Origin of the sequence: Nocardia australiensis, from assembly GCF_020733705.1 — a bacterium.
GTDB lineage: Bacteria > Actinomycetota > Actinomycetes > Mycobacteriales > Mycobacteriaceae > Nocardia > Nocardia australiensis.
Window position 1 is genome coordinate 96302 of record NZ_JAJFZM010000006.1, and the last position, 26194, is coordinate 122495.

At 66.2% G+C, this 26194-nt stretch carries 21 protein-coding genes; 1 reads left to right on the plus strand and 20 read right to left on the minus strand.

All coding sequences use genetic code 11. From position 1 onward, the window contains the following. Positions 1 to 172 precede the first annotated feature (172 nt). Positions 173 to 823 carry a pyridoxal 5'-phosphate synthase glutaminase subunit PdxT gene (gene pdxT / locus LKE06_RS23890; protein ID WP_308188423.1) on the minus strand — a complete coding sequence of 217 codons (651 nt, stop codon included), beginning with the start codon at positions 821 to 823 and terminating at the stop codon, positions 173 to 175. 253 nt (positions 824 to 1076) lie between these two features. Next, positions 1077 to 1898: an acyl-CoA thioesterase gene (locus tag LKE06_RS23895; protein WP_228001610.1), complete on the minus strand. Its 822-nt coding sequence runs from the start codon at positions 1896 to 1898 to the stop codon at positions 1077 to 1079. A 74-nt stretch (positions 1899 to 1972) separates the two neighbouring features. On the opposite strand from LKE06_RS23895, the gene LKE06_RS23900 reads away from it, so the two are divergent. Continuing rightward, positions 1973 to 2593, plus strand: coding sequence for a nucleoside/nucleotide kinase family protein (locus tag LKE06_RS23900; RefSeq protein ID WP_228001611.1), 621 nt, complete (start codon positions 1973 to 1975; stop codon positions 2591 to 2593). A 49-nt stretch (positions 2594 to 2642) separates the two neighbouring features. Here LKE06_RS23900 and LKE06_RS23905 read toward each other — a convergent pair whose 3' ends face one another. The 18 genes from LKE06_RS23905 to LKE06_RS23990 form a co-directional block, all read right to left on the minus strand. Next, entirely contained in the window at positions 2643 to 2783 is a 141-nt protein-coding gene (locus tag LKE06_RS23905; RefSeq protein WP_228001612.1) for an SDR family NAD(P)-dependent oxidoreductase, read from the minus strand. Between the two features lie 73 nt (positions 2784 to 2856). Then, a complete protein-coding gene (locus tag LKE06_RS23910) occupies positions 2857 to 3354 on the minus strand; it encodes a WKL family lipoprotein (protein WP_228001613.1) in 498 nt (165 codons plus the stop codon). Between the two features lie 96 nt (positions 3355 to 3450). Then, the gene (locus LKE06_RS23915) at positions 3451 to 4395 is read right to left on the minus strand and encodes a LysR family transcriptional regulator (protein WP_228001614.1); all 945 of its coding nucleotides are present in this window, start codon (positions 4393 to 4395) and stop codon (positions 3451 to 3453) included. A gap of 109 nt (positions 4396 to 4504) precedes the next feature. Beyond that, positions 4505 to 5437: a pyridoxal 5'-phosphate synthase lyase subunit PdxS gene (gene pdxS / locus LKE06_RS23920; protein WP_228001615.1), complete on the minus strand. Its 933-nt coding sequence runs from the start codon at positions 5435 to 5437 to the stop codon at positions 4505 to 4507. 462 nt (positions 5438 to 5899) lie between these two features. Next, on the minus strand, positions 5900 to 6943 hold the full coding sequence (locus LKE06_RS23925; RefSeq protein WP_228001708.1) for an NUDIX hydrolase: 1044 nt from the start codon (positions 6941 to 6943) through the stop codon (positions 5900 to 5902). After that, the gene (locus LKE06_RS23930) at positions 6943 to 8067 is read right to left on the minus strand and encodes a glycosyltransferase family 4 protein (RefSeq protein ID WP_228001616.1); all 1125 of its coding nucleotides are present in this window, start codon (positions 8065 to 8067) and stop codon (positions 6943 to 6945) included. Before LKE06_RS23930 ends, LKE06_RS23925 begins: the two co-directional genes overlap by 1 nt. Next, entirely contained in the window at positions 8064 to 9011 is a 948-nt protein-coding gene (locus LKE06_RS23935) for a phosphatidylinositol mannoside acyltransferase (RefSeq protein ID WP_228001618.1), read from the minus strand. Before LKE06_RS23935 ends, LKE06_RS23930 begins: the two co-directional genes overlap by 4 nt. Positions 9012 to 9057: 46 nt before the next feature. Then, positions 9058 to 9732, minus strand: a complete 675-nt coding sequence (gene pgsA / locus LKE06_RS23940; RefSeq protein WP_228001619.1) for a phosphatidylinositol phosphate synthase — start codon at positions 9730 to 9732, stop codon at positions 9058 to 9060. Positions 9733 to 9820: 88 nt separating this feature from the next. Then, positions 9821 to 10414: an ATP adenylyltransferase gene (locus LKE06_RS23945; RefSeq protein WP_228001620.1), complete on the minus strand. Its 594-nt coding sequence runs from the start codon at positions 10412 to 10414 to the stop codon at positions 9821 to 9823. Positions 10415 to 10623: 209 nt separating this feature from the next. After that, a complete protein-coding gene (gene thrS / locus LKE06_RS23950) occupies positions 10624 to 12681 on the minus strand; it encodes a threonine--tRNA ligase (RefSeq protein WP_228001621.1) in 2058 nt (685 codons plus the stop codon). Between the two features lie 157 nt (positions 12682 to 12838). Continuing rightward, on the minus strand, positions 12839 to 13486 hold the full coding sequence (locus LKE06_RS23955; protein ID WP_228001622.1) for a (2Fe-2S)-binding protein: 648 nt from the start codon (positions 13484 to 13486) through the stop codon (positions 12839 to 12841). 255 nt (positions 13487 to 13741) lie between these two features. Next, entirely contained in the window at positions 13742 to 15991 is a 2250-nt protein-coding gene (locus LKE06_RS23960; RefSeq protein ID WP_228001623.1) for a SulP family inorganic anion transporter, read from the minus strand. A gap of 279 nt (positions 15992 to 16270) precedes the next feature. Then, on the minus strand, positions 16271 to 18499 hold the full coding sequence (locus LKE06_RS23965) for a SulP family inorganic anion transporter (RefSeq protein WP_228001624.1): 2229 nt from the start codon (positions 18497 to 18499) through the stop codon (positions 16271 to 16273). A gap of 608 nt (positions 18500 to 19107) precedes the next feature. Beyond that, entirely contained in the window at positions 19108 to 20847 is a 1740-nt protein-coding gene (locus LKE06_RS23970; protein ID WP_255649712.1) for an N-acyl-D-amino-acid deacylase family protein, read from the minus strand. A gap of 13 nt (positions 20848 to 20860) precedes the next feature. Continuing rightward, positions 20861 to 22510, minus strand: coding sequence for a steroid-24-oyl-CoA synthetase (gene casG, locus LKE06_RS23975; RefSeq protein ID WP_228001625.1), 1650 nt, complete (start codon positions 22508 to 22510; stop codon positions 20861 to 20863). Positions 22511 to 22521: 11 nt separating this feature from the next. Next, positions 22522 to 23562: an NAD(P)-dependent alcohol dehydrogenase gene (locus LKE06_RS23980; RefSeq protein ID WP_228001710.1), complete on the minus strand. Its 1041-nt coding sequence runs from the start codon at positions 23560 to 23562 to the stop codon at positions 22522 to 22524. 2 nt (positions 23563 to 23564) lie between these two features. After that, a complete protein-coding gene (locus LKE06_RS23985) occupies positions 23565 to 24710 on the minus strand; it encodes a serine hydrolase domain-containing protein (protein ID WP_228001626.1) in 1146 nt (381 codons plus the stop codon). Beyond that, positions 24707 to 26080, minus strand: a complete 1374-nt coding sequence (locus tag LKE06_RS23990; protein WP_228001627.1) for a flavin-containing monooxygenase — start codon at positions 26078 to 26080, stop codon at positions 24707 to 24709. The genes LKE06_RS23985 and LKE06_RS23990 overlap by 4 nt, the downstream gene beginning before the upstream one ends. Positions 26081 to 26194 lie beyond the last annotated feature (114 nt).

Consider the following 26194-nt stretch of genomic DNA (forward strand, 5'->3'; position numbering starts at 1 on the left):
ACAGGTCGACTGCACTTCTGATGGTGCGCTCGGTACCCGTACCGGTCGGGTAGACGACTTCTCCAGCTTAATGTACGCAGCCGGAGAAACTCCTACCGCCGCCCGCGCCAGACCGAACGCAGGCAGCCCAGCCGCACCAGCACCGGGCGTCGTGGCCCGAATCGCGTATCTGCTACGCCGCACGCACCAGGTCGACGAACAGGTGGTGTACCCGCAAATCTCCGGTGACCTCGGGATGGAAGGATGTCGCGACCACATTGCCCTGCCGCACCGCCACGATCCGTCCGGCGAACGGACCGTCCGGCACCGTAGCAAGCACCTCGACGCCATCGCCGACTCGCTCGACCCATGGCGCCCGGATGAACACTGCGCGCATCGGGCCGTCATCGAGGCCGGCGAAATCCAGATCGGTTTCGAACGAGTCGACCTGGCGACCGAAAGCGTTGCGGCGCACCGTCATATCGATGCCGGACAGATGCTGCGCATCGGGGCGGGTGTCGAGCACCTCGGAGGCGAGCAGGATCATTCCGGCGCAGGAACCGAAGGCCGGCATGCCCGCGCGCAGCCTCGCACGCAACGGTTCGAGCAGTTCGAACACCCCGAGCAGCTTGCTGATGGCGGTCGATTCACCACCGGGCAGGACCAGCGCGTCGACCGCCGCGAGCTCCGATTCGCGACGCACCAGCACCGGGTCGGCACCACACAGTGCGAGCGCGGCGATGTGTTCGCGCACGTCACCCTGTAGCGCCAGCACTCCGATGGTTGGGCGGGCAGCAGCCTGCTGCACTGCGGTGGCGGGCGCGACGACCGGGGATGCGTTCACCCGGCAAAGCTTACGAGCCACCGCGCTGTGGTCCCGCTCACGGTGGGCGTCAACGTTGCGTCAAGGCCGGGTTCATTCGGACGAAACAGGTCGGCACTCACAGAGTGATCGCTGTGTTGCCGCGGGCGCCGGAGGCGGCCCCGACCTCGGCAGCGCCCGCCCTGCACTCGAGCGCAAACTACGTCATATGAGCGACACGGTGGTCTGCCACTTGCGTATCCAGATGGTCTGATCAACGCGCGAGGGCGCGGCCTCAGCGCTCGCGCCGTGCGCGGATCAGCCCCTCCTGCACGACCGCGGCAACCAGCTCACCCTCACGATTGAAAATCTTGCCGCCGGTCAGTGCCCGTCCGAAGCTCGCCGACGGCGAGGACTGGTCATAGAGCAGCCAATCGTCGGCGCGGAACGGGCGCAAAAACCACATCGCGTGGTCCAGCGACGCGTCCTGCGTCCGCTCATCGGGATGGGTGACCTTCGACGAACCGAGCAGCGTCATATCGCTCATGTAGGCGAGCGTGCAGACGTGGAACAGCGGATCGTCGGGCAGCGGATGCCGGTAGCGGAACCACACCTGCTGCTGGGAGGCCACGCCGTCGCGGCGGGTCACCTCCTCCTGCGGGACCATCCGAATGTCCCAGTGCTCCCATTCGCGCATCAGCCACAGCCGCTCGGGGCTCGTCGATGTGCTCGCGTCCGGCAGCACATCGGGGACCTGTACCTGCGGCATCTGGTCCTGATGTTCGGGACCTTCGTCGCCGGCATGGAACGATGCCGACATCGTGAATATCGCGGCACCGTCCTGAACCCCGGTGACCCGCCGGGTGCAGAAGGAGCGCCCGTCACGAATGCGCTCGACCAGATACACCGTCCGCTGATCGGGATTGCCCGGCCGCAGGAAGTATCCGTGCAGCGAGTGCACCTGAAAATTGGGCTCCACCGTCCGCACAGCCGATACCAGCGCCTGACCGGCAACCTGTCCGCCGAACGTGCGCGGGAGCTGGGTCTCCGTGGAAGCGCCACGGAAGATATCCCGCTCGAGTCGCTCTATCTCCAGCGCCTCTTCGATTGTCGCCATGGGCTGAGATTATCCCGCCGATCCGCACTGCTACCGATCGGATACCGCGGCAGCGGGTTTGCTGTGATGGACGGGTGCCACACTTCAGGTCGATTACCCGGGATGGACTCGTCGAGATCGTCGTCCACCGCATTCGCGAACTCGGCGGTCGGCTGGTTATAGCGGTCGACGGGGCCGACGCCGCCGAACCGGTCGCGCTAGCGGATGACATCGCCTCGGCACTGCGCGCGACCGGACGTCCCGCCGAGGTGGTCTCGCTGCATGACTACATCCGGCCCGCGTCGCTGCGCATGGAGTTCGGCCGTGACGACGAATTGTCCTATCGCACCGCATGGTTCGACTACGCGGCCGTCCGCCGCGAGGTCGTCGACACACTTCGCGAGCGCGGCCGCTGGCTGCCCGCGCTCTGGAACGAGAGCACCGACCGATCAGCCCGTGCCACCGTCCGCGATGCCCCAGCGAATCTCGTCGTGGCCCTGGCGGGCCCCATGCTGCTTGGCCGTGCTCCGAAATTCGATCTCACTATCCGCCTCGATATGTCCGAATCCGCGCTGCGTCGCCACACCCCACCCGACGCGCGATGGACCATCCCCGCTCTGCTGTGCCACAACATCGAAAACCCGGACACCCCGACTCTCTTCGTCCGCTGGGACCACCCGGACCGTCCGGCGCTGCGCGACGCCGGTCCGTCTTGAACGAGACATGGCGCGCCGCAGTCGCCGCGCCATGTCTCGTCTGGACGGGCTAGACGAGCCGTTGGGCCGATCGGCCCGCAATGGTGACCCGCGCGCCCATGGCGACCAACGTGGCCGCCAGCGCCAGTCCCATACCCGAGCTGCCACCGATAATGACGACGCGTTCGGGATTTGTTGTCGTTGCTGTCATGGCTGCACTCGACCAGCGGGCGGGTCGAGTGTCCATGTCGCACTAACGAATTCGCGTTAGCTCAGCGCCAACATCACAGCTGGTCGCAGGCGACCGACTGCTGGCCGAGGTTGGAGAGCATGGTGCACGACCACTGCTTCTGAACCTTCCACTTGCCGTCCTCGGCGACGAACGGCACGTCGACGATATTCTCCTGGCCATTGACGATGAACTTGGCCTTGGCGTTGACGCTGTCACCGAACGACGTCACATCGGTCACCTCGATCTGTACGTTCGCACCAGCGGCAGCCTCGGCCAGCCGGTTCGGCAGCTCGGGATCGGCCTCGGCGCCCTGCACCCCGTCCAGCTTCTCCGCCGCCGGGACCGCCGGATCCAGCGCCCGCTGCAATTGCTGGTTCAGCTCGGCGGCCGTCGGCACCGGCGGCAGGTTCGTGCTCGCCGATGGCTTCGCGCTGGTGGTGTGCGTGGTCTTCGGCGGATCCGTCGAGTCTTCGCTACAAGCCGTCAAGCTCAGTGCCACGGCGATAGCCACGGCGCCGATCATGATCTGTCCGGTCTTACGAAGCTTCAACTGCTCGTCCTTTGCGTCCGAATTCGACTGTGTCGCCCGACGGCACGGCAGCACGAACTCCCGTGCGCATCCGCCGACGGGCACCGAATCCCCAAGCTAGCCAACAACTCTGTGACCGGAATAAGGCAACAGTGTGGGAGGCGACAGCTTTCTGTTCGATTCGCGCAGCGGCCTGCGAACAAGCGTCTGCACCAGCGTTCGCACGGCCGGATTCCGGCTGACCGAACGCCATGCGGCCGCGTAAGTGACTACCAGCGGCCCACCGTGCAGCGGGCGCCAGACCAGACCGGGCAGATCGGCGGGACGAGACGAGCTGAGGCCGATCAAATCCGGACGCGACGGCAGCACCGCCAGCATTTGGGCATGCCCCATGGCACTGTCGCTGAGGCGCACCCGCGCGCCGCGCTCCCCCAATTCGCGCAGCAGGGCATCGTGCAGACCGGCGGCGGACTCCCGCGCGAACAGGATGAGTTCATGATCGGCGAGCGCGGCAGGCTCGATATCGCCGACCGCCGCCAATGCGTGCGTCGCGGACATCAGGACGCCGAGTTCCTCACGCGCGACCGGTATTTGGGTGAAGCGGTCGGGCAAGCTCACCGGCGCGCGTACCAGTGCGAGGTCGACCTCGTCATCGTCGAGGAGTCGGATCTGATCGGCGGTGGTGCCGCCGGTGAGTACAATTCGAGCGCCGGGCACCTGTGCGCTCAGTAACTCCTCGATCCGTGCGGGCAGCCACGGCGGGGTTCCGTTCAGCAGGCCGAAACGCAGCACCGACGCACCAGAATTCGCCGTTCGCCTGGTTTCCGTGATCGCCTCGTCGACCGAGCCGAGCACGTCTTTACCGGTCCGCAACAGCACCGCGCCCGCGGCCGTCAGCTGTACGCGCGGTTCCCGGAACAGCAGCGGCCCGCCCATCTCCCGCTCCAGCACCTTGATCTGCTGGCTCAAGGTAGGCGTCGAGATGAACAGTCGCTCTGCCGCCCTGCGGAAGTGCAATTCCTCCGCCAGGACCACGAAATACCGCAGCTGCCGCAGTTCCACGTCGGTCACGCTACACAGGCAGCAGCACAGACGAGCAGGGCGCGCGCAGTCCCTGCTCGTCTCGGCTCACCCGTGGCGGGCCCTCGGTTGGATCACCAACGGCGCCGAATCACCAGCCGCGTTCGGCCAGCCGGTGATCGACCGGAAGTTCCTCGACATTGATGCCGACCATGGCCTCGCCCAGACCACGCGAGACCTTGGCCAGCACATCGGGGTCGTCATAGAAGGTGGTGGCCTTGACGATGGCGGCGGCACGCTCGGCGGGGTTGCCGGACTTGAAGATGCCGGAGCCGACAAATACACCCTCGGCACCGAGCTGCATCATCATCGCAGCGTCCGCGGGGGTGGCGATGCCGCCCGCGGTGAACAGCACGACTGGCAGCTTGCCGGTCCTGGCGACCTCACGGACCAGCTCGTAGGGCGCCTGCAGCTCCTTGGCCGCGACGAACAGCTCGTCCTCGGGCAGTGACGACAGCTTGCGGATCTCGCCGCGGATCTTGCGCATATGAGTGGTGGCGTTGGAGACATCACCGGTGCCCGCCTCACCCTTGGAGCGGATCATGGCCGCGCCCTCGGTGATCCGGCGCAGGGCCTCGCCCAGGTTGGTGGCGCCGCAGACGAAAGGCACGGTGAAATTCCACTTGTCGATGTGGTTGGCGTAGTCGGCGGGGGTCAGCACCTCGGACTCGTCGATGTAGTCGACACCGAGGCTCTGCAGGATCTGCGCCTCTACGAAATGGCCGATGCGAGCCTTAGCCATCACGGGGATCGAGACGGCGGCGATGATGCCGTCGATCATGTCCGGGTCGCTCATCCGGGAGACGCCGCCCTGGGCCCGGATATCGGCCGGGACGCGCTCGAGCGCCATAACCGCGACCGCGCCGGCGTCTTCGGCGATCTTGGCCTGCTCGGGGGTGACGACATCCATGATCACCCCGCCCTTGAGCATTTCGGCCATGCCTCGCTTCACACGGGCGGTGCCGGTGCCATTTTCGCGGGTGTCGGTGGTCTCGGGCGTGGTCACGGCAAACTCCTGTGTCATGTGCGCCAATCGGGTCGCTTGAATCGAACGACACTGATTCTAGGCGTGCCCATCAGGCCACTTGATAGCCAGTTGAACACCACTGGCCTTGCTCCGACCAGCGGGTCTTTCCTGGCCTCGAATCACTGGACCGGTCCACGGCTCGGAAAAGCGAATTCGCCGGGGCGAGCGGGACTTCCCCCGCGCCCTGGCGAATACTCCGGCTCCGACTCAGATCGGGGCGACTACCAGCAACTGCGCCCAATACTGCGCGGCGGACTCGCCGATCAACGGGCTGAGGAAATCGAACAACAGGTAGGACATGTACTGCTTACCTCCACGCACAAACGATTTTCATCCCACCTCGATGGGACCGCGACACCGGGTCTCCGCATGCCTCCCTGCAAGCACTACCCAGGCCGCGTCAATCCAGTCGCGACGCTATCACGATCGTGAAACACATCACAGGTAAGCGAACGGGCCTCAGCGGATCGACCGCACCTCCGGATCGGGCCCGCCCGAGGCGACCTCGACAGCCTCAGCAAGCAACTCCTCCAGGTGATAGGGGTAAACGGTCTCCCCCAACTGATCCAGCGCCACGATATCGGCGGGGGTACACCATTTGTTGCCGCTGATGCTGCGGCGTTCCCACGCCGTCATACTGCCCGCGTGCGGTTCGTAGCCACGCACGCGCAGCGCGAAGAACAGTTCCTCCGCGCGGATCAACTCACCGTTGAACGGGAACACCGCGACCCGCCGCCAGATCGGCCCGCGCAGGGTCGCCGGGTCCGCGATATGCCCGGTCTCCTCGAAGACCTCCCGCACGGCGGCGGCACGCAGGCTCTCCCCCGGTTCGACACCACCGCCGACGGTAAACCAGAACGAGATGTCCGGGGTCTGGGGATCGTTGCCGCGCATCAGCAGCACCCGCTCCTGTTCGTCGAGCAGTACCACCCGGGCCGAGGTGCGGGTGGTGTCCACCACGAGTCCGGTCGAGGCGGCAGGCGTGGCCCGCTCGGTGATTTCGAAGTACGTCGGCAACGGCGCGGTGCCGCCGAGATGCAGGATGCGCACCGGCCGCCGGGTACGCAGCGCAAGCGTGTCGCGCACCGCGTCATTGTGAAAGCGGCGCGCGATCAGCACTCGCGCCTCGGCGTCGGCGAGCTCGGCCACTTGCTGCGGGCGCAGCTTGGCTATGTCGATACCGGACAGCGCCGCTGAGAGCTGATTCTCGACGGTCTCACGGTCGGCGCGGCTGACCCGCTCGGCGCGGTCCGCGAGTGCGGTGAGCAGAGCTGCCTGTTCGGTCAGCGCCGGATCGGACATCGGCCCGGCCATCGCCACCCCGACCGATCTGGCCACCACCGCCCGCCGGGCCAGCGCAGCGTCGAGCGCGGCCCAGGATTGGTCGGAGCGCACGTGGAGCCGGTCGAGCCGGTTGGCGGTCGAATAAGCCCAGATGCCGATGGCGAAGATGACCGCCGCGATCAGCGCGAGTACGAGAACCGTCGTCGCGGAGAAGGTGATCATCCGGCGGCCCGCACCCTGGTATCGCCGACGGTGACCGTCTCGTACACCCGCAGGATCTGTTCGGCCACCACCGGCCAGTCGTACTCGCCGACAACCTGGGTCGCGTTCTGCACCAGCGCGTCCCGGCGCCGGTCGTCGGTGAGCAGCGAATCGATCGCGGCGGCAAGGCGGGCCGAGTCACCCACCGGCACCAGCGCACCGGCCGCGCCGTCGCGCAGCACCCGCCGGAACGCGTCCAATTCACTGGCCACGACCGCGGTTCCGGCGGCCATCGCCTCGATCAGGATGATGCCGAAACTCTCCCCGCCGAGATTGGGCGCGCAATACACGTCCGCACTGCGCATGGCCGATGCTTTTTCCTCGTCGGATACCTGGCCGAGGAAACGCAGGTGCTCGGCGAGCGATCCCGCCTCCCGCCGCAATCGCTCCTCGTCACCGCGGCCGACGATCAGGATCTGCAGATCTGGATGGGATCGCACCAGCTCGGGTAGGGCGCCGAGCAGCACATCCATCCCCTTGCGCGGCTCGTCGTAGCGTCCGAGGAACAACACCGTCCCACCCGAGCGGGGATAGTCGGCCAGCATCGGCGCGCGCGCGAACGCGGGCACGTCGACGCCGTTGGGGATCTCCACCGCATCCGAACCCAGCGCCTCCACCTGCCAGCGCCGTGCCAGCTCGGATACCGCGATCCGACCGCTGATCTTCTCGTGGTAGGGCCGTAGCACGCCCTGAAAAGTGCTGAGCACCAACGATTTCGTGGTCGAGGTGTGGAAGGTCGCCACAATCGGCCCCTCGGCGATCTTCAACGCCAGCATCGACAGACTAGGCGCATTGGGCTCGTGAATATGCAGCACGTCGAAGTCATTGCCATCGATCCAGCGGCGAATCCTGGTGTAGGCCATCGGACCGAACGACAGCCGGGCCACCGATCCGTTGTACGGAATGGCGACAGCCCGTCCGGCCGAGACCACGAAATCCGGGAGCGATGTTTCTTCGGAAGCGGGCGCCAGCACACTCACCTTGTGCCCGCGCTCGATGAACACCCGTGCCAGCTCCACGACATGCGCCTGCACCCCGCCGGGGACATCGAACGAATAGGGGCAGACCATGCCGATTTTCATGGTGCGCGGTCCCCTTCCGCGCTTGCCGGCCTCGCCTGAGCCGCGGCGATTCTGGCCAGCCGTTCGGGCGAGAGGTCGTTCTCCCACAGCGGTTGCAACATATGCCAATCGGCCGGATGTTCGGCGATATTCGCCGCGAAACGGTCGGCCAACGCCTGCGTTGTCGACGCTACCCCGCCCGAAATATCCAATGGCGCTTCGGTTTTCATACCCCAGCCTTCGCGGCCGTCGGCGTCGACGGTGTACCAGACGTGCACCGGGATGAGCGCGGCGCCGGTTTCCATGGCCAATTTGGCCGCGCCAGCGGGCATCCAGGTCCGCTCGCCGAAGAATTTCACCGGTACACCGCGGCCGGTGAGGTCGCGCTCCCCCATCAGGCAGACAACCTTGTTCTGCCGCACCCGTGCCGCCAGCTCGACAAACGGCGGCTGCTCACCGCCGGTCAGCGGAAATACCTCGAAACCAAGGCTCTCCCGGTATGCGACAAAGCGTTCGAACAACGATTCCGGTTTCAGCCGTTCCGCGACTGTCGCGAGGAATCCGTGGTTCTGCATCAACCACACCCCCGCCACATCCCAGTTTCCGGAGTGCGGCAACACTAGAACCGCGCCGCGGCCTTGCTCGAGGGCCGATTCCAGATTCTCCACCCCGTCCACGGTCAGCGCACCGATCGCCGCATGATCCATCGACGGCAGCCGGAATGCCTCGCGCCAATACCTGGCGTAGGAGCGCATACTCGCGCGAAGCAGTTCGGCGGGGACCTGCTCGGGCGAAACACCGATCACCCGAGCGAGGTTGCGCCGCAATTGTTGCGGACCGCCCTTGCGGGCCACTCGATCGGCACCCCAGTCGAACAGCCGACGCGCGGTCGACTCCGGCAGCGCCCGCACCAACCGCCACCCGGTCGCGTAACCCGCGTCGCTGAGCCGCTCGCCAATACTCACAACCACCCCTGTACGTCTCGGACAACCACCATCGTGCACCCGAATCTCATGCGGGTTCCTGGGGTTCGGCGGCCCGGCGCGTCGGCGCGATAACGTCCCGCGCACCCGGCGAACTGCGCACCGCGAGCACCCGCTGGAATACCGTCACAATGCTCAGCACCGCGAGAATCCACATGGCGACATACACGGCCCAGGTCAGCCACTCGATCCCCCAGTAACCGCCGATCCCGGTGAGCCCGGCACCGACCAGCACGATGATCAGCCGGTCCGGCCGCTCGATCAACCCGCCGTCGGCCGACAACCCACTCGCCTCAGCGCGTGCCTTCGCGTACGAGATAACCTGTGAGGTCACCAAAACCACCAGCGTCGCGGCCAGCAGCTGCTTGCTATTCTCGTGATACACCGCCCACCAGGCCAGACCCGCGAAAATAGCGCCGTCCGCGACCCGATCACAGGTCGCGTCGAGTACCGCACCGTATTTCGTGCCACCACCACGGGCCCGCGCCATGGCACCATCGAGCATGTCGAACATGACGAACAGCCAGATCACTATGGTCCCCCAGAACAGGTGTCCGGTCGGGAACAGCGTGACCGCGGCCGCGATCGAGGCAACCGTACCGATCACGGTCACCGCGTCGGGGGTGAGTCCGGTCTTGACAAGCGCCTTACCCAGCGGCGCAGTCGCTTTGGAGAACGTCTCGCGGCCGAAGAAGCTCAGCACCCTACGACTCTTTCCCGCTCATCTACGCCTCCTGTGTCTTGCGGGACACCCGGGCTCCGATAAGCACAGCTGCGCTAAAGTAGCTCATCTACGCCTCTTTCCATGCCTCGGATAGCAGCGCCCTGGTCTCCCGCAACAGCTGCGGCATTACCTTCACCCCGCCGACGACAGTGATGAAGTTCGCGTCACCACCCCAGCGCGGCACGATGTGCTGATGCAGGTGGTCGGCCAGCGAACCACCCGCCACACCACCGAGATTCAGGCCGACGTTGAAACCGGCGGGCTGCGAGACCCGCTTCATCACCCGAATCGCCTGCTGGGTGAAGGCCATCAACTCGGCGCTCTCCGCCGGCGTGAGATCTTCGAGGTTGGCCACCTTGCGGTAGGGCACCACCATCATGTGACCGGGGTTGTACGGATACAGATTCAGCACCGCGTAGACAACCTCGCCCCGCGCGATCACCAGGCCGTCCTCGTCCGACATCTTCGGGATATCGGTAAACGGATGTCCGGTCGCGTCTTTCGGGGTCGCGGTGGCCGCCTCGGCGATATAGGACATCCGATACGGCGTCCACAACCGCTGTAACCGGTCCGGCTCACCGGCCCCGGTATCCACGATGCTCCCCTGCTCGTCCGGCCCCGCGGAATCCGCGAGCCCATCCGGCACCGTGCGGTCACTCATCCCAAGCCCTTCTGTGTCACCCAGTCGGCTCCAATGAGCGCTGCGCGAAGATAGCTCATCTACGCCTCCCGTGTCTTGCGGGACACCCGCACCCGATCGGCTCCGATAAGCACAGCTGCGCGAAAGTAGCTCATCTACGCCTCCCGTGTCTTGCGGGACACCCGCACCCGACCGGCTCCGATAAGCACAGCTGCGCGAAGATAGCTCATCTACGCCTCACTCGCAGCACGCACCTCGAAACCCTCCGCGGTCGGGGAGGCATTCTCCCGCTCGACAATCCACGCCTCGATGGTGGCGATCGCGTCGGCGACCGGGACCCCGTTGACCTGGGTGCCGTCGCGGAAACGGAAGCTCACCGCGCCCGCATTCACATCACGCTCACCCGCGAGCAGCATGAAGGGGATCTTCTGCGCTGTGTTATTGAAGATCTTCTTCTGCATCCGGTCGTCGCTGCGGTCCACCTGCGCGCGCACACCCGTGTCGCGCAGTAGCTCGATCACCCGATCCAAGTGCGACACAAAGGCTTCCGCGACCGGAATGCCGACCACCTGCACCGGGGACAACCAGGCGGGGAAGGCACCCGCGTAGTGCTCGGTGAGCACACCGAAGAACCGTTCGATCGAGCCGAACAACGCACGGTGAATCATCACCGGACGTTGTTTGGTGCCGTCGGAGGCGGTGTATTCGAGACCGAAGCGTTCGGGCAGGTTGAAGTCGAGCTGAATGGTCGACATCTGCCAGGTACGCCCGAGCGCATCCTTGGCCTGAACGGAGATCTTCGGGCCATAGAACGCGGCGCCGCCCGGATCGGGCACCAGATCCAACCCGGAGGCCGACGCCACCTTCGACAGCGTCTCGGTGGCCTCCTCCCAGATCTCGTCGGAGCCGACGAACTTCTCCGGGTCCTTGGTGGACAGCTCGAGGTAGAAGTCGTCGAGGCCGTAGTCCTTCAACAGATCGAGCACGAACCGCAGGGTGCTGGTCAGCTCGGCGTGCATCTGCTCTTTGGTGCAGTAGATGTGCGCGTCGTCCTGGGTCATGCCGCGCACCCGGGTCAGGCCGTGTACCACGCCGGACTTCTCATAGCGGTAGACCGAGCCGAATTCGAACAGCCGCAACGGCAGTTCCCGGTACGACCGGCCGCGGGCCCGGAAGATCAGGTTGTGCATCGGGCAGTTCATCGGCTTGACGTAATAGTCCTGGCCGGGCTTGCGAACGGTGCCGTCCTCGTTGAGTTCGGCATCCAGGTGCATGGCGGGGAACATGCCGTCCCGGTACCAATCCAGGTGGCCCGAGACCTCGAACAGGTGGCCCTTGGTGATGTGCGGGGTGTTGACGAACTCGTAGCCCGCGGCCACGTGACGACGCCGCGAATACTCCTCGAGCTCCTTACGGATGATGCCGCCCTTGGGGTGGAACACCGGCAGGCCGGACCCGAGCTCATCGGGGAAGCTGAACAGGTCCAACTCCAGGCCGAGCTTGCGGTGGTCGCGGCGCTCGGCTTCGGCGAGCAGGTGCAGGTGCTCCTCCAGCGCCTCGCCGGATTCCCAGGCGGTGCCGTAGATGCGCTGCAGGTCCTCGCGGTTCTGGTCGCCACGCCAGTAGGCGGCGGAACTGCGGGTCAACTTGAACGCTGGAATGAACTTGGTGGTCGGGATATGCGGGCCGCGGCAAAGATCGCCCCACACCTTTTCACCGGTGCGCGGGTCGAGATTGTCGTAGATGGTCAGCTCTTTGCCGCCGACCTCCATGACCTCCGGGTCATCGATACCCGATTTGTCGCTGATCAGCTCGAGCTTGAACGGCTCCTTCGCCAGCTCGGTCTGCGCCTCATCGATCGCGACGACGCGGCGCGAAAAGCGCTGCGCGCCTTTGACGATCTTCTTCATCCTGGATTCCAGCTTGGCCAGATCCTCGGGCGTGAAGGGCTTGTCGACCTGGAAGTCGTAGTAGAAGCCGTCCTTGATCGGCGGGCCGATGCCGAGTTTGGCGTCCGGGAACTCCTGCTGCACGGCCTGTGCGAGTACGTGCGCGGCCGAATGCCGGATCACGCTGCGGCCGTCCTCGCTGTTGGCGGGGACCGCCTCCACCTCGATGTCAGCTTCCGGGATCCACGACAGATCTTTGAGCCCCTCGGCGTCGCGCACGACGACAATGGTGTCGGGTCCCTTCGTCGGCAGACCCGCCTCGCGCACCGCGGCACCCACCGTCGTCCCGGCCGGCACCCGGACGAGGGCGGCTGGGTTGAATGGTGCTGAGGTGGTCACGGCGAGGGACTCCTTGGATTCTCGTGGCGGGTGTGTTCCCGCGCGCGACCATGCTATCGGCATCCCCGCCCCGGCCTGTGATCACCATGCGCTGATGGGCGCCGAACGCCCGCGCGCGATCCAGACGGCAAGCGCCGATCCGGTGATCTGCGCCGAGTCAGCTTTCGCCGGCGAGGTTCGCGAGCATGGCTTTCCGTTCGGCGGCAGGACGCTTGGGGCAGCTGGTGCACATCTGGCAGGACGGGACCTCGAACACCAGGCAGCATGAGATGCGCCGAACGAATGTTCGTCCGCCGATCTGGACGAATCTCGGAACCGGCAGTTTGCCGCCGATCTCCTGAGCCAGTCGCGCACCCGCCTCCGGCGCGCCCGCATCGAGGGCCCGATTCCCGATGGCGTCGGCGGCGATCGCCCACAGCGCGGGCACCCCCGCCCCGGAAACTGCCGCGACCGGCGCAATCACGGCAGCCAGGGTCTCCCGCAGCGCTGTAGCGCTCGTCGAGCCCGTCGGGGTCGAGTCGGCGGCCGCCGCCGGTGTCCGCACGGGCGGCATGATGTGGACACGTTCGATACCACCGTCGCCTCGGATCTCGCAATCGAGTCGATCCAATGTTGGCTCCGGCACCGGTTCCCTATGGGCGTAGGCGCGCGCGATCTGCTCTACCAGCGCCGATGCCACCATGCACCACCACAGCGTGCCCGCGATGCGCGGTTGCGTGGTGCCCCATGCCCGACCCATCTCCGCGATCCGCGCGGCCAGCCAGTCCGGTTCGGTGAGCGTCGCGCCCGAAACGGTGCTCGGCACCCCAGGAGACTGTGTATCCGCTGCCATTCGACTCCGATCCAGCCACCCAACATTACAAATGCTCCCGATACCTCATAGTGTCGCAGCAACCGCTGCGAAGGTAGCCGGCACGCTGCGGGATGGATCGCGCGCCGAACTTCGGCTTGCTCGCGCTGGCCTGCGGCGAGACCGAATGAGCCGAATTCGACTGTGCCCCTGCGAAGACAACGCACCCGCCCGAGCGATGCGACGTTCGGGCGGGTGCGTGTCAGCGACTCAGACGAGTTCCGGTGCGGGGCGCCGGACGGTGTCGTCGATGTGGGCGATTCCGTCCACGGTGATCTCGATGACCCGCGCGCCGGCGATATCGAAGAACAGGCCCGACACCGTCGCGCCGCGTTCCGCGACAGCAGCCCGCACTGCCGGGTGCGCCAGCAGGGTTTCCAGCTGCACGGCGACATTCACCATGCTCAACTGGTCCACCGCACTGAATCCGGCGGCCTGCGCGGCAGCGGCGACCGGATGCCCCGCATGGAAGCGCTCGAGGCTCGGGTTGGCGTGCGCGAGCCAGGGGTCGATCCCAGGCCCCGCGGAGTCTCCGGAATTCAGCGAGTGCATCGCACCGCACGAGGAGTGCCCGCAGACCACGATCGAGCCTACGTTCAGCACTTGCAGAGCGAATACCAGCGCGGCCTCCACCGATGCATCACCTGAGGCAGGCACCAGGTTGCCCACATTGCGCACCGTGAACATGTCGCCCGGGCCGCTGTTGGTGATGACGTTCGGCATCACCCGTGAGTCCGCGCAGGTCAGGAAGAAGGTATCCGGATCCTGACGATCGCGCAGATCATCGAGGTGCGGACCAACCACCTGTGCGGGCCGACGGTGGTGAGCCGCGATGCCCGAGGTCATCGAGTCGGCTGCGTTGTCACCCCCGCGCCACGGGCCGAAGATCTCCTCGGCCACCGCTCGGCCGAAGCCGCGCGCGGGCGGGCCCGCTGTGGCGTGGGCCATGCGCGCGCTGCCTATCTCCACGAAATCGACAGTGCCACCGCCACTTTCCTGATGTCGCGCCCACTCGTCGATGGCCTCGAAGGCGGCATGGTCGAGGAAGTCCACCGTCATTTCGACGGTGACGTCGAGACCAGCCGGCACCTTCACGAACTCCGCCGACAGCTTGGGCAGCGCGAGGAATGTGCAGGATCCGTCGATTGTGATCACCCACCGGTCGAGGCCCGGAATCGGCTCGGCCACGACGGCAACCCTGACCACCCGCCACAGCAGCAGCCCGAAGGCCAGGGCGAGGCCGATGATCACGCCTTCCAGCAGGTTCCCGAAGACCACTCCGACCACGGTCACGGCGTAGATCAGCAGGTCGCCGGTGCGCCGCGCCATCTTGATGTGCGCAAGTTTCACCAGCTGTATACCGATGACGATCAGCAGCCCGGCCAGCGCCGACTTGGGTATCTGCTGTATCAGCCCGACCAAAGCGACCGAGAAGACCAGAATCCAGAATCCGTGCAGCACCGTCGAAGCACGGGTACGCGCGCCGGCTTGGACGTTGGTGGCGCTACGAACGATCACGCCGGTGATCGGCAGACCGCCGATCAGGCCGGAGATGACGTTGGCCGAACCCTGACCGATGAGCTCCCTGTCGAAGTTGGTCCGCGACCCGCTATGCATCTTGTCCACCGCCACCGCCGAGAGCAGGCTCTCGACGCTCGCGATGAGTGCCACGGTGAGGACCATCATCGCCACGGCCGACCAGTTGCCGCTCGGCATCTGTGGCAGGCCGATCGCGTCGAACATCGAGCCGTTCAACACGATTCGCTCCGCACCGGTCGGCAAAACCAGCGACAGCACCGTGCCGGTGAACACCGCGACCAGCGGTCCGGGGACCGCGCGCAGCTTGGCGGGCACATAGCGCCAGCCGAGCATGATCGCGATGACCACGGCGCCGATGAATGCGTCACCGCCGTGTACCGACATCAGCTGCGAAGGCAGCTCGGAAATGTTGTTCCACGCCGAGCTGTGCGAGGACCCGCCGAGCAGCACGTGAATCTGTTGCAAGGCGATGGTGATGCCGATGCCGGCGAGCATCGCGTGCACGACCACCGGCGCGACGGCAAGCGCGGCCCGCGCGATGCGACTGAGCCCGAACAGAATCTGCAGCACTCCGGCCGCGACAACAATGAAAGTAGTGATACGCCAACCGAATTGGTTGATCGATTCGGCGACGACTACGGTGAGGCCCGCTGCGGGCCCGCTCACCTGCAGCGGCGAGCCGCCGAGGGTGCCCGCGACGACACCGCCGATAACGGCAGCGATGAGCCCCGCAGCGACGGGTGCCCCGGAGGCGACCGCGATACCGAGCGACAGCGGCAGCGCGACCAGAAAGACCACGATCGATGCGGGTAGGTCATACCGGAATATCGAGGCCAAACGGTTCGACAGCGGTCCAGAATTGCGTTGGCCCGTGTCAGTGGGCGTTATTGGTGGTGCGGCTACAGCACTATCGATAGCCATTGTCTTCTCCTTCGCCGACTCGGCGAGAGCGCCGAGGTCGGTTGAGCGATCAGCATGTCCAGCAGAGGGCAAGGACCGCGAACCGGCATCTCGCGGTGGAGCAGTTCCCGACACGGCGGTGGATCGAGATGTAAACCGAAATAATCCTATTAGTAAAGACTTAGCAAAGACTGAGAAATCGCTGTCAGAATGCGCCAGGATCGTTTCCACATTCACCTAAAACCTGCGCTATATCGCACCGTTTGCCGTATTTGCGCACGTCGAAACGACTTCGACGAGCTAGACCGGCTCCGCCGTCCGCTTGCCCACATCGTCGAACTCGGCGATCCCATCGACCGTCACCTCGATCACCCGCGCCGTCGCGAGATCGAAGAACAGCCCCGATACCGCGACACCGCGCTCCTCGATCCCACGCCGGATCACGGGATGTTCGTACAGCCGTTCCAACTGCAGCGCGACATTCACCATGCCGAGCTGGTCGACCGGCCCGAATCCGGCGAATACCGCGGCATCGGCGACCGGATGACCGAGCCGGAACCGGTCCAGGCTGGGCCGCGCGTGAGCCAGCCAATCACCGAGTCCTGGCCCGGTACGCACCTCCCGGTGCAGCGCCTCCATCGCTCCGCATGAGGAGTGCCCGCACACCACTACCGCGCGCACGTCCAGCTTTTCCAGCGCATAGATCAGCGCGGCCTCCACCGATACATCGCTACCACCCGCCGGGACGAGATTGCCGACATTGCGAACGGTGAACAGATCACCCGGCCCACTGTTGGTGATGACATTCGGAACAATGCGGGCATCGGCACAGGTCAAAAAGAACGTGTCCGCGTCAGGCCGGTTGCGCAGGCCGTCCAGATGCGGCCGCATGAGGTGCGCGTGACCGCGATGGTAGGCGGCGATGCCTGCCGCGATCGGATCCTCGCGGTTACCCGTGCGCCGCCACGGCCCGATCGCCTCGTCGATGACCTGTCGTGACCGCCCACGCTCCGGTGGACCCGCCTCGGCGGTGGCCATTCGCGCACTGCCGATCTCGACGAAATCGACTATCCCGCCGTCGGATTCGCGCTGCCGCGCCCAGCCGGTGATCAGCTCATAGGAGGCGTGGTCGATGAAGTCGACCATCATTTCGACGGTGACCTCGGCACCGGCGGGTACCTTTGCCAGTTCCGCGGTCAGCTTCGGCAGCGCGAGGAAGGTGCAGGTGCCGTCGATCGTCACCACCCAGCGCCCTATGCCGGTCACCGGGTGCGCGGTAATCGTCACCCGGACAACACGCCACAGCAACAGCGCGAAGGACAGCACCAGGCCGATCACCATGCCCTCCAACAGATTCAGGAACACCACCCCCAGCACGGTCGCCACGTACACATACAGATCACCGGTGCGCCGAGCCAGCCTGATGTGCGCGAGCTTCACCAGCTGGACACCAACCAGAATGAGCAATCCGGCCAGCGCGGCCTTGGGAATCTGCTGCACCAGCCCGGCCAGTACGACCGCGAACACCAGAACCCAGAGCCCGTGCAGCACCGTCGCGGCCCTGGTTTGCGCACCGGCATGAGCATTGGTGATGCTACGGACGATCACCGCCGCCACCGGAAGACCGCCGAGCAGGCCGGACGCCACGTTTGCCGCCCCCTGTCCGACGAGTTCACGGTCGAAGTTCGTCGTCTTGCCCGGCCGCGATTTGTCGACCGCGACCGCCGAAAGCAGGCTCTCCACGCTGGCGATCAACGCGATCGTGATCATGGTGACCATGATGGTGACCCAGCTACCGGACGGCACGGCGGGCAATCCGATCGAATCGAACAGCGACTCGTTCAGCACGAGCCGCTCGACGTGCGTCGGCAGTACCAGCGACAAGAAGGTGGCGACGACAACGGCAACCAATGGCCCCGGCACCACCCGGACACGGCGCGGCATGAACTTCCAGGCGATCAGGATGACAATGACGACGATGCCGATGGTCAGATCGCCGCGGTGCACCGACATCAGCTGATGCGGCAGCTGGGTGAGGCTGGCCAATGGCGAGCTCAGCGAGTTGCCGCCGAGCAGCACGTGCACTTGCTGTAGCGCGATGATGACGCCGATTCCGGCAAGTAACGCGTGCACGACCACCGGGGCGATCGCCAAGGCGCCACGCGCGACCCGGGTCAGCCCTAAGAGGATCTGCAGCAATCCCGCACCCGCGGTAATCAAACAGGTGGCGGCCCAACCGAATTGGTGCACACTCTCGGCGACGACGATGGTCAGACTGGCCGTCGGACCACTCACCTGAACCGATGAGCCGCCGAGTAGCCCGGCGACCACACCTCCGATGACGGCGGCGATGAGACCCGCGACCACCGGGGCACCGGAGGCGACCGCGACACCCAATGAAAGCGGTAGTGCGACAAGGAAAACCACGACCGACGCAGGTAGGTCGTGACGGCCCAGAACGGCCAGGCGTTCGGATAGAGTTGCATGCGGCGACGACGTCCGTGATGCGGGATCGGTGTCGGTGGACATATTTCTCCTTCGCCGGAGCGGCGCGAGCCGATCCGGTTCATCGGTCAAACATGTACTGGCATCGAAAGAGAGCGACAGGAAGCGCGTCGAACGTACTTCGTGGAGCGAAAGCCCGGTGACGCGAAGACCGGGATCAATAGTAAAGACTTCGCAAAGCATACGAAAAGCTTTTGAACGCGATCCGGCGAACCGCTACCAAACCGTGACCCAAGTCATAGTTTGAAGCAAGGGAAGTTGGACTGGTGACTGGTTCGAGGGCGATCGCGCCCAGACGAACAATGACCCCGAACCAGCTGATCGCAGTCAGGAACCAATGGCCGGCACGGGATCGCCCCGAACGCCCGCATAAGGTGCGTCCGGGACCGCGGTTGCCGTGGCCCGCCCCGCTTATGCCGTTAACCGGCAAAGTCAGCCCGGCGGATCGCTTGCAGCGGGTAACGAATCGCCCTACGCAAGAGCCGAACCGCCCTCCGTAACAATAGTTTTCGCGTCGCGACGGGTGTGCCTGTCGATGTTCCGTCCATTCGGTGTGCCCGCCTCTAGGACAGCGGCGGGCCGTCGGCCCCACCGGCCGGATCGACGCGATTCGACCGAGTCGGCGAGTTACCTCAGCCCGCGCGCAGGAACCGTCCGGCCCGCTCGGTGCCGAGCGCGGAATCCGGTGCCCCCTCCCCGAATACGTACCGCCCGCCGACGAAAACCGCAGTGACCGTGTCGTCGTTACGGTTGACCATCCGAGAGAGGTTGTCGAACTCGGGGATCGGGTTCTCCGCGTAGGCGTCGAGGGTGTCGTCGAGGTGGGCCGGGTCGATGACGACGGCGTCGGCGCGGTCGCCCACCCGCAGGTGGCCGGCTTCCAGGCCGTACCAGTCGGCGAGTTCGCCGGTCAGGCGGTAGACCGCGTGCTCGACCGTCATGAACGGCTTCGCGCCGCCCGCAGCGTCGTTGACCCGGCGCAGCAGGCGCAGGCCGAAGTTGTAGAAGGCCATGTTGCGCAGGTGCGCGCCCGCGTCGGAGAAGCCCAGCTGGATGGCGGGGTCGGCGGCCAGGACATCCAGTACGGCGGGCCGATGGTTGGAGATGGTGGTTCGCCAACGCAGCTTCGAGCCGTATTCGACGACCAGGTCGAGGAACGCATCGACCGGGTGCAAGCCGCCGCGATCGAGGCCGACCTGCCCGAAGGTCTTGCCGATCACCGAGGGGTCGGGACAGTCGACGATGTCGGCGTCGAAAAAGTCACGGTGCCACACCCGCGGGCCGTACTTCTTGTCGTAGTCCTTGCGGAACGCGCGGCGGTACTTCTCGTCCTGCATGAGGTGACGTTGCTCGTCGATATGGTCGGCCAGGTGCAGCGCGGCCGCGCCGGACCCGAACTCCTCGAAGATCGGCAGGTCGATGCCGTCGGAGTAGACCTCGAACGGCACCGGCAGATGCTGCCAGCGAAAGTCGCCGCCGAGGCCGTTGATGATCCGGGCCAGCGCCGGAAACACCTTCGCCACACCGGGAATGGCCTTGATGTCGGCCGCCGACAGCAGACTCACCTTGAGCGGCTTGCGCCACATGCCGATGCTGCTCGCCGCCATCGCGACCAGGGTGTCGGAGCGGTTCACGTCGGGGCCGCCCTGCAATGCGCGCCCGCGCGTACGCAGGATGGTGTTGAGCCTGCGGCGTTCGGCCCTGGTCGAGTACGTCGACGGCAGGGTGCGCGAACGACACATCTCACCGTCGAGCTTGTCGAACAGCAGCCGCTGCGAGGACATGCCGATGAATCCGGCGTCCAGCGCATCGGTCAGCCGGGTCTCCATCGCGGTGAGCTCGGCGTCGCTCGCCTTCACCTCGCGCCGGGTCGCCCGGTCCAAGCCCATCACCGCAGCCCTGATGTCGGAATGGCCGATGAAGCTGGCCACATTCGGTCCGAGCGGCAGCGCATCGATCGCCTCGACGTATTCGGCGGCGGTATGCCAGCTCTTGCGCTCCCCGACAGCGCGGACGACTTGCGCGCGCGGAATGGCCTCCACCCGGCCGAACAGGTCACCGGCGACCTCCCCGTCCACATGCACGGTGGACAGCGAGCACGATCCGAGCAGGACCGTGGTGACCCCGTGGCGCACCGACTCCGACAACGACGGATCGAGCAGTACCTCGACGTCGTAGTGGGTGTGGATATCGACCATGCCCGGGATGACCCATTTACCTGCGGCGTCGATGACGCGCGGGCAATCGGTTTCGTCGAGCGGCGTTTGCGAGATCTCGGCGATCTTCCCGTCTCGGATGCCGAGATGGCGCACCGCGGACGGGGCGCCGGTGCCGTCGAACCACCGGCCGCCTTTTATGATGCTGTCGAACATTATCCAACCCCTCCTACAGCGCGAGCTCGCGGCGCGTGACCTTACCTGTCGCGTTGCGCGGCAACGCATCCGAAGTGATCCGCCAGCGGGCGGGCACCTTGAAGTAGGCGAGCCGCGCGGCGACGAAGGCACGCAGCTCCTCCGGGTCCACCGCATCCGGCTCGGCGACCACCACCGCGGCCACCTCCTGGCCGAGGTCGGGATGGGCCACTCCGAACACCGCCGACTCGCGCACCGCGGGATGTTCGTCGAGTACGTTCTCGATCTCGGTGGGATACACGTTCTCGCCGCCGCGCAGAATGAGATCTGTTCGCCGGCCGGACAATCGGAGTCTTCCGTCGGTCATCGAGCCGAAATCGCCGGTGCGCAACCAGCGTTGCCCGTCGATCGTCCGCGCGGTGGCCGCGTCGTCGTTCCAGTAGCCGAGCATCACGTACGGGCTACGCACGCAGACCTCGCCGGCCGTACCGTCGGGCAAGACCGTGCCGTCGACATCGCGGATCTCGATCGTGACGCCGATGATGGGCCTGCCGACCGACTCCGTATCGGCCGCGAGGTCCAGCGGCGTCGCCACGGTCGCCGCGGTGCCGCTCTCGGTCAGCCCGTAACTGGTGGTCAGGGCCGCTTGCACACCGGCGAGATGCTCGCGCAGCCGCTCGAGCAGCAGTGGCGAGGTCGGCGCGGAGTTGAGCGATAGCGCGGTCAGCGAGGACAGGTCGTAGCTCGACACGTCGTGCTGGAGAAGCCGGCTCGCCATGGTGGGCACGGCGGCCCAGTTGGTGACGCGCTCACGCTCGACCAGGCTCAGCACCCGGTCCACATCGAACGCGCCGGGCGGGAACACCACCGCCGTACCTGTCGCCAGCCGCGGCACGACCAGATTGTGCAGGCTCGCGATGTGAAACAACGGCGCGGTGACCAGGTACCGGCGGTCGCTGGGTCCCTCGCTCGGCGGCTGACCGGTGAACGCGGCGAGCAACGCATCGGTGAAACGGTGATAGTCGCTGACCGCCACCATGTTTCGCTGCGTATGCACCACGCCCTTCGGCCTGCCGCTGGTACCGCTGGTGTAGAGGATCACGGCCGGATCGTCTTCGCCGACCGGCGTGTTCGGCAGCTCGCCGCCGTGTTCGGCGATCAGTGCGGGCAGGTCCTCCTCGATCGTCAGCACCGGCACCTCGGTACCCGTTTCCGACAGCAGCGCAGCCCTTTTCGCGTCGGCGATCACCACGGTCGGCATGGTGTGGCCGAGCCCGTAGGCGATCTCCGGCGGCGCCCACCAGGCGTTGTAGCCGACCGGGATCGCGCCGAGGCACTGGGCAGCCCAGAACGCGATCACCCAGTCCGGTCCGTTGGCGGCGAGGATGCCGACCCGGTCGCCTTTGCCGACGCCGTATCGAGCGGCCAGCGCTACCGCGAGCGCGCCCGCCGCAGCGGCATTGTCGGAGAAGGTGATTCGGCGGTTCTCGGTGACCAGGTAGTCGTGGTCGCTCCAGCCCAGCGAATGCTCGAGGAGTTCGCGCAGGCTTCGGTGGCGACGCGCGAGGACCGGGATCGGGGCGCCGAGGACCTGTTCGACGGTCATCTCGAACGGGGCGCCGGGTGCTGTGAGGCTCGCGGCGACCTGCGCCACGATCGCCTGGGGGTCTACGGCCTGGGTCATGTCTTCCTCCATCAGGGAATGAGCACCGCGCGACCGCGGATCGCGCCTGCGTCGAGTCGGTCGAATGCGGTGCGGGCTGCGGCAAGGTCGAAGCACTCGACCTCGACCCGCAGTGCGCCCGCGGTGGCCAGCGCCACCACCTCGGTGAGATCACTTCGGGTGCCGCCGTAGGACTTCCGCACGGTGGCGCCCCATGGCAGCCCTGGTCCGCCGGCCGGACCGGAGTCGATGCCGGGCACGCCACCTGCCAGCCCGACCATCCGGTAGGCGCCGTTGGGTGCGACCGTCTCGACGGCGAGCTTGGCGGTGACATCGGAGCCGACGAAGTCGAACACCGCCTCGGCGCCGCGGCCGCCGGTGAGTTCGAGGATCGCGGCCGCGGTGTCGTCGTCGGCCCGCACGGCGACGTCGGCACCGCATTCGGTTGCGAGCGCGAGCTTGTCGGCGGATACATCGACCGCGATCACCCTGGTCTCGGTCGTCGCCTTCAGCAGTTGCACCGCGACGTGGCCGAGACCGCCGATGCCGATGGCCACGGCGGTGGCGCCGGGCCACAGTTGATCCCGCGCGCCACGGATCGCGTGCATCGGGGTGAGCGCGGCGTCGGCCAGCGGCGCGGCCTGCGTGAACGGCAGGTCGCCGATCGGCACGAACGAGCGCGCCGGAATCCGCACGTACTCGGCCATGCCACCGTCCGGGCCGAGTCCGGGACACGGCGGCATAGCCACGCGACCGGCCGCCAGGCAGACGTTCTCGTTGCCGCGCAAGCACTCCCGGCACTCACCACAGGACCAGCACAGGTACACAATGCCGCGCTCGCCGACGCTGCGGCCCGCCACCGCCGAACCGACCGAGTCGATCGTGCCCGCGATCTCGTGCCCGAGGGTGAGAGGGTCTTCGCGCAACGGAAACGGCAGACCGAGGACGTAGGAATCCGAATGGCAGATCCCAGCAGCGCCGACCCGCAGCAGCAGGTCGTCGGGGCCGAGGTCCGGGATGGGCACCGTCCGCAGCGCCAAGGTGCCCGGTGCGGTCAGCTGCATCGCGCGCATCGTCATCGCACACCGCCGATCGCATCGAAGACCGTTTTGAGGTAGATGTCGCAGCGGTCGGAACCGATCAAGCCGGTCGCCATCCGATTCATGGTGTAGGCGAAGGTGATTCGGCGATCGAGGTCGTTGACGACCATCGATCCACCATAGCCGGCCCACCAGCAGACCCGCCCGTCGGGAATGTGCGCAAAGGTCTGCGGACGGGGCAGCCCGTAGCCGATGCCGAACCGCAGCGGGGTCAGCAGCGCCAGGTCGACGCCGTCGGACTGCTCCCGGAAGATCAGCTCGATCGTGGCGGGCGAGACGAACCGCCGCCCGCTCAGCTCCCCGCCGCAGGAGATCAGCGACTGCACCCTGGCCACCGAGCGCGCGTTGCCGTGCCCGTTGACCGCGCCGTTCTCGGCCTCTCGCCAACTCGCGGTGGCGGTTTCGGCGACATCGAGCAGCGGGCTGGTGAGGGTCTTGATCAGCACGCTGTCCTGGTCGAGCGTCGCCAGATCGAAATCGGGCAGCTCCGGCGCAATCAGGGTGGCGATCCGATCGGCGTGCTCGGGACCGGTGCCGATGTGGAAGTCGGCGCCAAGCGGGCCCGCCAGCTCGTCGGCGAAGAACCGCCCCAGCGAGCGACCGGTGATGCGGCGCACCAGTTCGCCGATGAGGTGCCCGTAGTTGAGCGCGTGATAGCCCGAGGCGGTGCCGGGTTCCCACCAGGGCTGCTGGGCTGCCAGCCGGGCCGCGGCGGCTTCGGTGTCGTAGATGTCGGCCAGCTCGATCGGCCGTTCCCAGCCGGAGACGCCCGAGGTGTGCGAAAGCAGGTGCCTGACCTCGATGCCCGCCTTGCCGTTGGCCGCGAACTCGGGCCAGTAGCGGGCCACGGGGGCGTCGACGTCGAGTTCACCCCGATCGACCAGCAGCAGCGCCGATAGCGCGGTCATCGTCTTGGTTACCGAGAACACGTTGACCAGGGTGTCGGCGCGCCACGGCGTGGTCAGCGCGGGATCGGCATGGCCGCCCCACAGGTCCAGGACCGGATCACCGTCCACGGTGACGCACAGTGCCGCGCCCAGTTCCGCGCCTGAGTCGAGTTGTTCCTCGAATACCTCACGCACACCGCCCAATTCGTCACGACAGAAACCCGAAGCACTCACGGCCGCACTCCTGCCGCTACGCGAGCGGGCACCGGCAGCGTATTACCCGCCGAGGCAGCGCGTTTGGCGCCGCGATCCATTTCCTTGCGCATCGAGCGCACATACGACTCGAACTCGATCTGGATGGTGTGGCGCGGCGAATCGTAGTACCGCCCTGCGCGTTTGGCCTCCTGCTCGCGCAAGACCTGGTCGATCTGCTCGCGCGGCGGCAGGTGGTAGCGCCCGGTCAGATAGGCGGCGACCAATTTGCTCTGCTGCTCGGCGAAATTGACCAGGGTCGGCATCGGCTGGGCCAGCCCGAGGAAGAACAGATTGTCCACGCCGGGCTTCATCATCATCTGGAACAGCGGGAACCGATTGGCCGCGTCGGGCACCAGCGCCGGTTCGGTGAAGAACGGGAAGCTGATGTGATAGCCCGTCGCGCACAGGACAACGTCGATCTGCTCGCTGCTGCCGTCGGCGAAATGGACGGTGTCGCCGTCCAATCGGGTGATCGCGGGCTTGCACTCGACGTCACCGCAGCCGGCGCGGTGCAGGAATTCCTCACTCGCCGATGGGTGCGCCTCGAACGGTTCGTGATCGGGGGCGGGCAGGCCGTAGTTCTGCATCTCGCCACGGTTCTTGCGCACGAACCGCTGCTTGAGCTTCAGCGCGATCTTCTCCGGAATCCAGGAGGGCATCGAACGACGATCGCCCACTTGACCGTTCACGTATTTGGGCAGCACCCAGACTCCGCGCCGGGCCGAGACGAACAGCTTCTCGGCGATGAACCGCTGGGAGAGCTCCGAGGCGATGTCGAGGCCGGAATTGCCCATGCCGACGACCACGACCCGCTTGCCGCGCATATCGACCGGATCGAACGGGTCGTTGTAGGCGTGGCTGTGCATCAGCACACCGTCGAATTCACCAGGGTAGTCGGGGAATCGGGGGTTCCAGTGGTGGCCGTTGCAGACGATCAGCGCGTCGTAGACCGCGGTGTCGCCGGTGTTCGTGGTGACCCGCCACCGGCCGTCGTCGTCACGTTCGGCGGCAATGACCAGGGTGTTCAAGCGGATGCGATCACGCAGGCCGAAGTGGTCGACGTAATCCTTGAAGTACTGCAGCAACTGGGAGTGGTGCGGGAAGTCGGGCCAGTCCGCAGGTGCGGGGAAGTCCTCGAACTGCAAGCGATACTTCGAGGTATCGATGTGCAGGCTCTGATAGCAGGCCGACATCCCGTTGGGGTTCTTGAAGTACCAATTACCGCCGACCTCGTCGGAGGCCTCGTAGCAGTCGAACGGAATGCCGTACTCGGCAAGGCGCTTGGCAGCGGTGATACCCGATGGACCGGCGCCGATGACGCAGACCCTGGGCAATTCGCGTATATCCATCTACAACTCCTGAGCGGCCGGGCGTCGATGCCCCAGCCGAAGTGACGTGAACCACAGAATAGAATCTCACTAGACGTTGTGTCTAGTGAATGATCAGATCGTCTAATATGGACG

Coding starts and splice junctions, on each gene's coding strand:
- LKE06_RS23895 (WP_228001610.1), bottom strand. CDS start 1,898: ATGGCGACAATCGAAGAGGCGCTGGAGATAGAGCGACTCGAGCGGGAT.
- LKE06_RS23905 (WP_228001612.1), bottom strand. CDS start 2,783: ATGACAGCAACGACAACAAATCCCGAACGCGTCGTCATTATCGGTGGC.
- pdxS (WP_228001615.1), bottom strand. CDS start 5,437: ATGACACAGGAGTTTGCCGTGACCACGCCCGAGACCACCGACACCCGC.
- LKE06_RS23930 (WP_228001616.1), bottom strand. CDS start 8,067: ATGAAAATCGGCATGGTCTGCCCCTATTCGTTCGATGTCCCCGGCGGG.
- LKE06_RS23945 (WP_228001620.1), bottom strand. CDS start 10,414: ATGAGTGACCGCACGGTGCCGGATGGGCTCGCGGATTCCGCGGGGCCG.
- LKE06_RS23960 (WP_228001623.1), bottom strand. CDS start 15,991: ATGGCTATCGATAGTGCTGTAGCCGCACCACCAATAACGCCCACTGAC.
- LKE06_RS23965 (WP_228001624.1), bottom strand. CDS start 18,499: ATGTCCACCGACACCGATCCCGCATCACGGACGTCGTCGCCGCATGCA.
- LKE06_RS23970 (WP_255649712.1), bottom strand. CDS start 20,847: ATGTTCGACAGCATCATAAAAGGCGGCCGGTGGTTCGACGGCACCGGC.
- casG (WP_228001625.1), bottom strand. CDS start 22,510: ATGACCCAGGCCGTAGACCCCCAGGCGATCGTGGCGCAGGTCGCCGCG.
- LKE06_RS23980 (WP_228001710.1), bottom strand. CDS start 23,562: ATGCGCGCGATGCAGCTGACCGCACCGGGCACCTTGGCGCTGCGGACG.
- LKE06_RS23990 (WP_228001627.1), bottom strand. CDS start 26,080: ATGGATATACGCGAATTGCCCAGGGTCTGCGTCATCGGCGCCGGTCCA.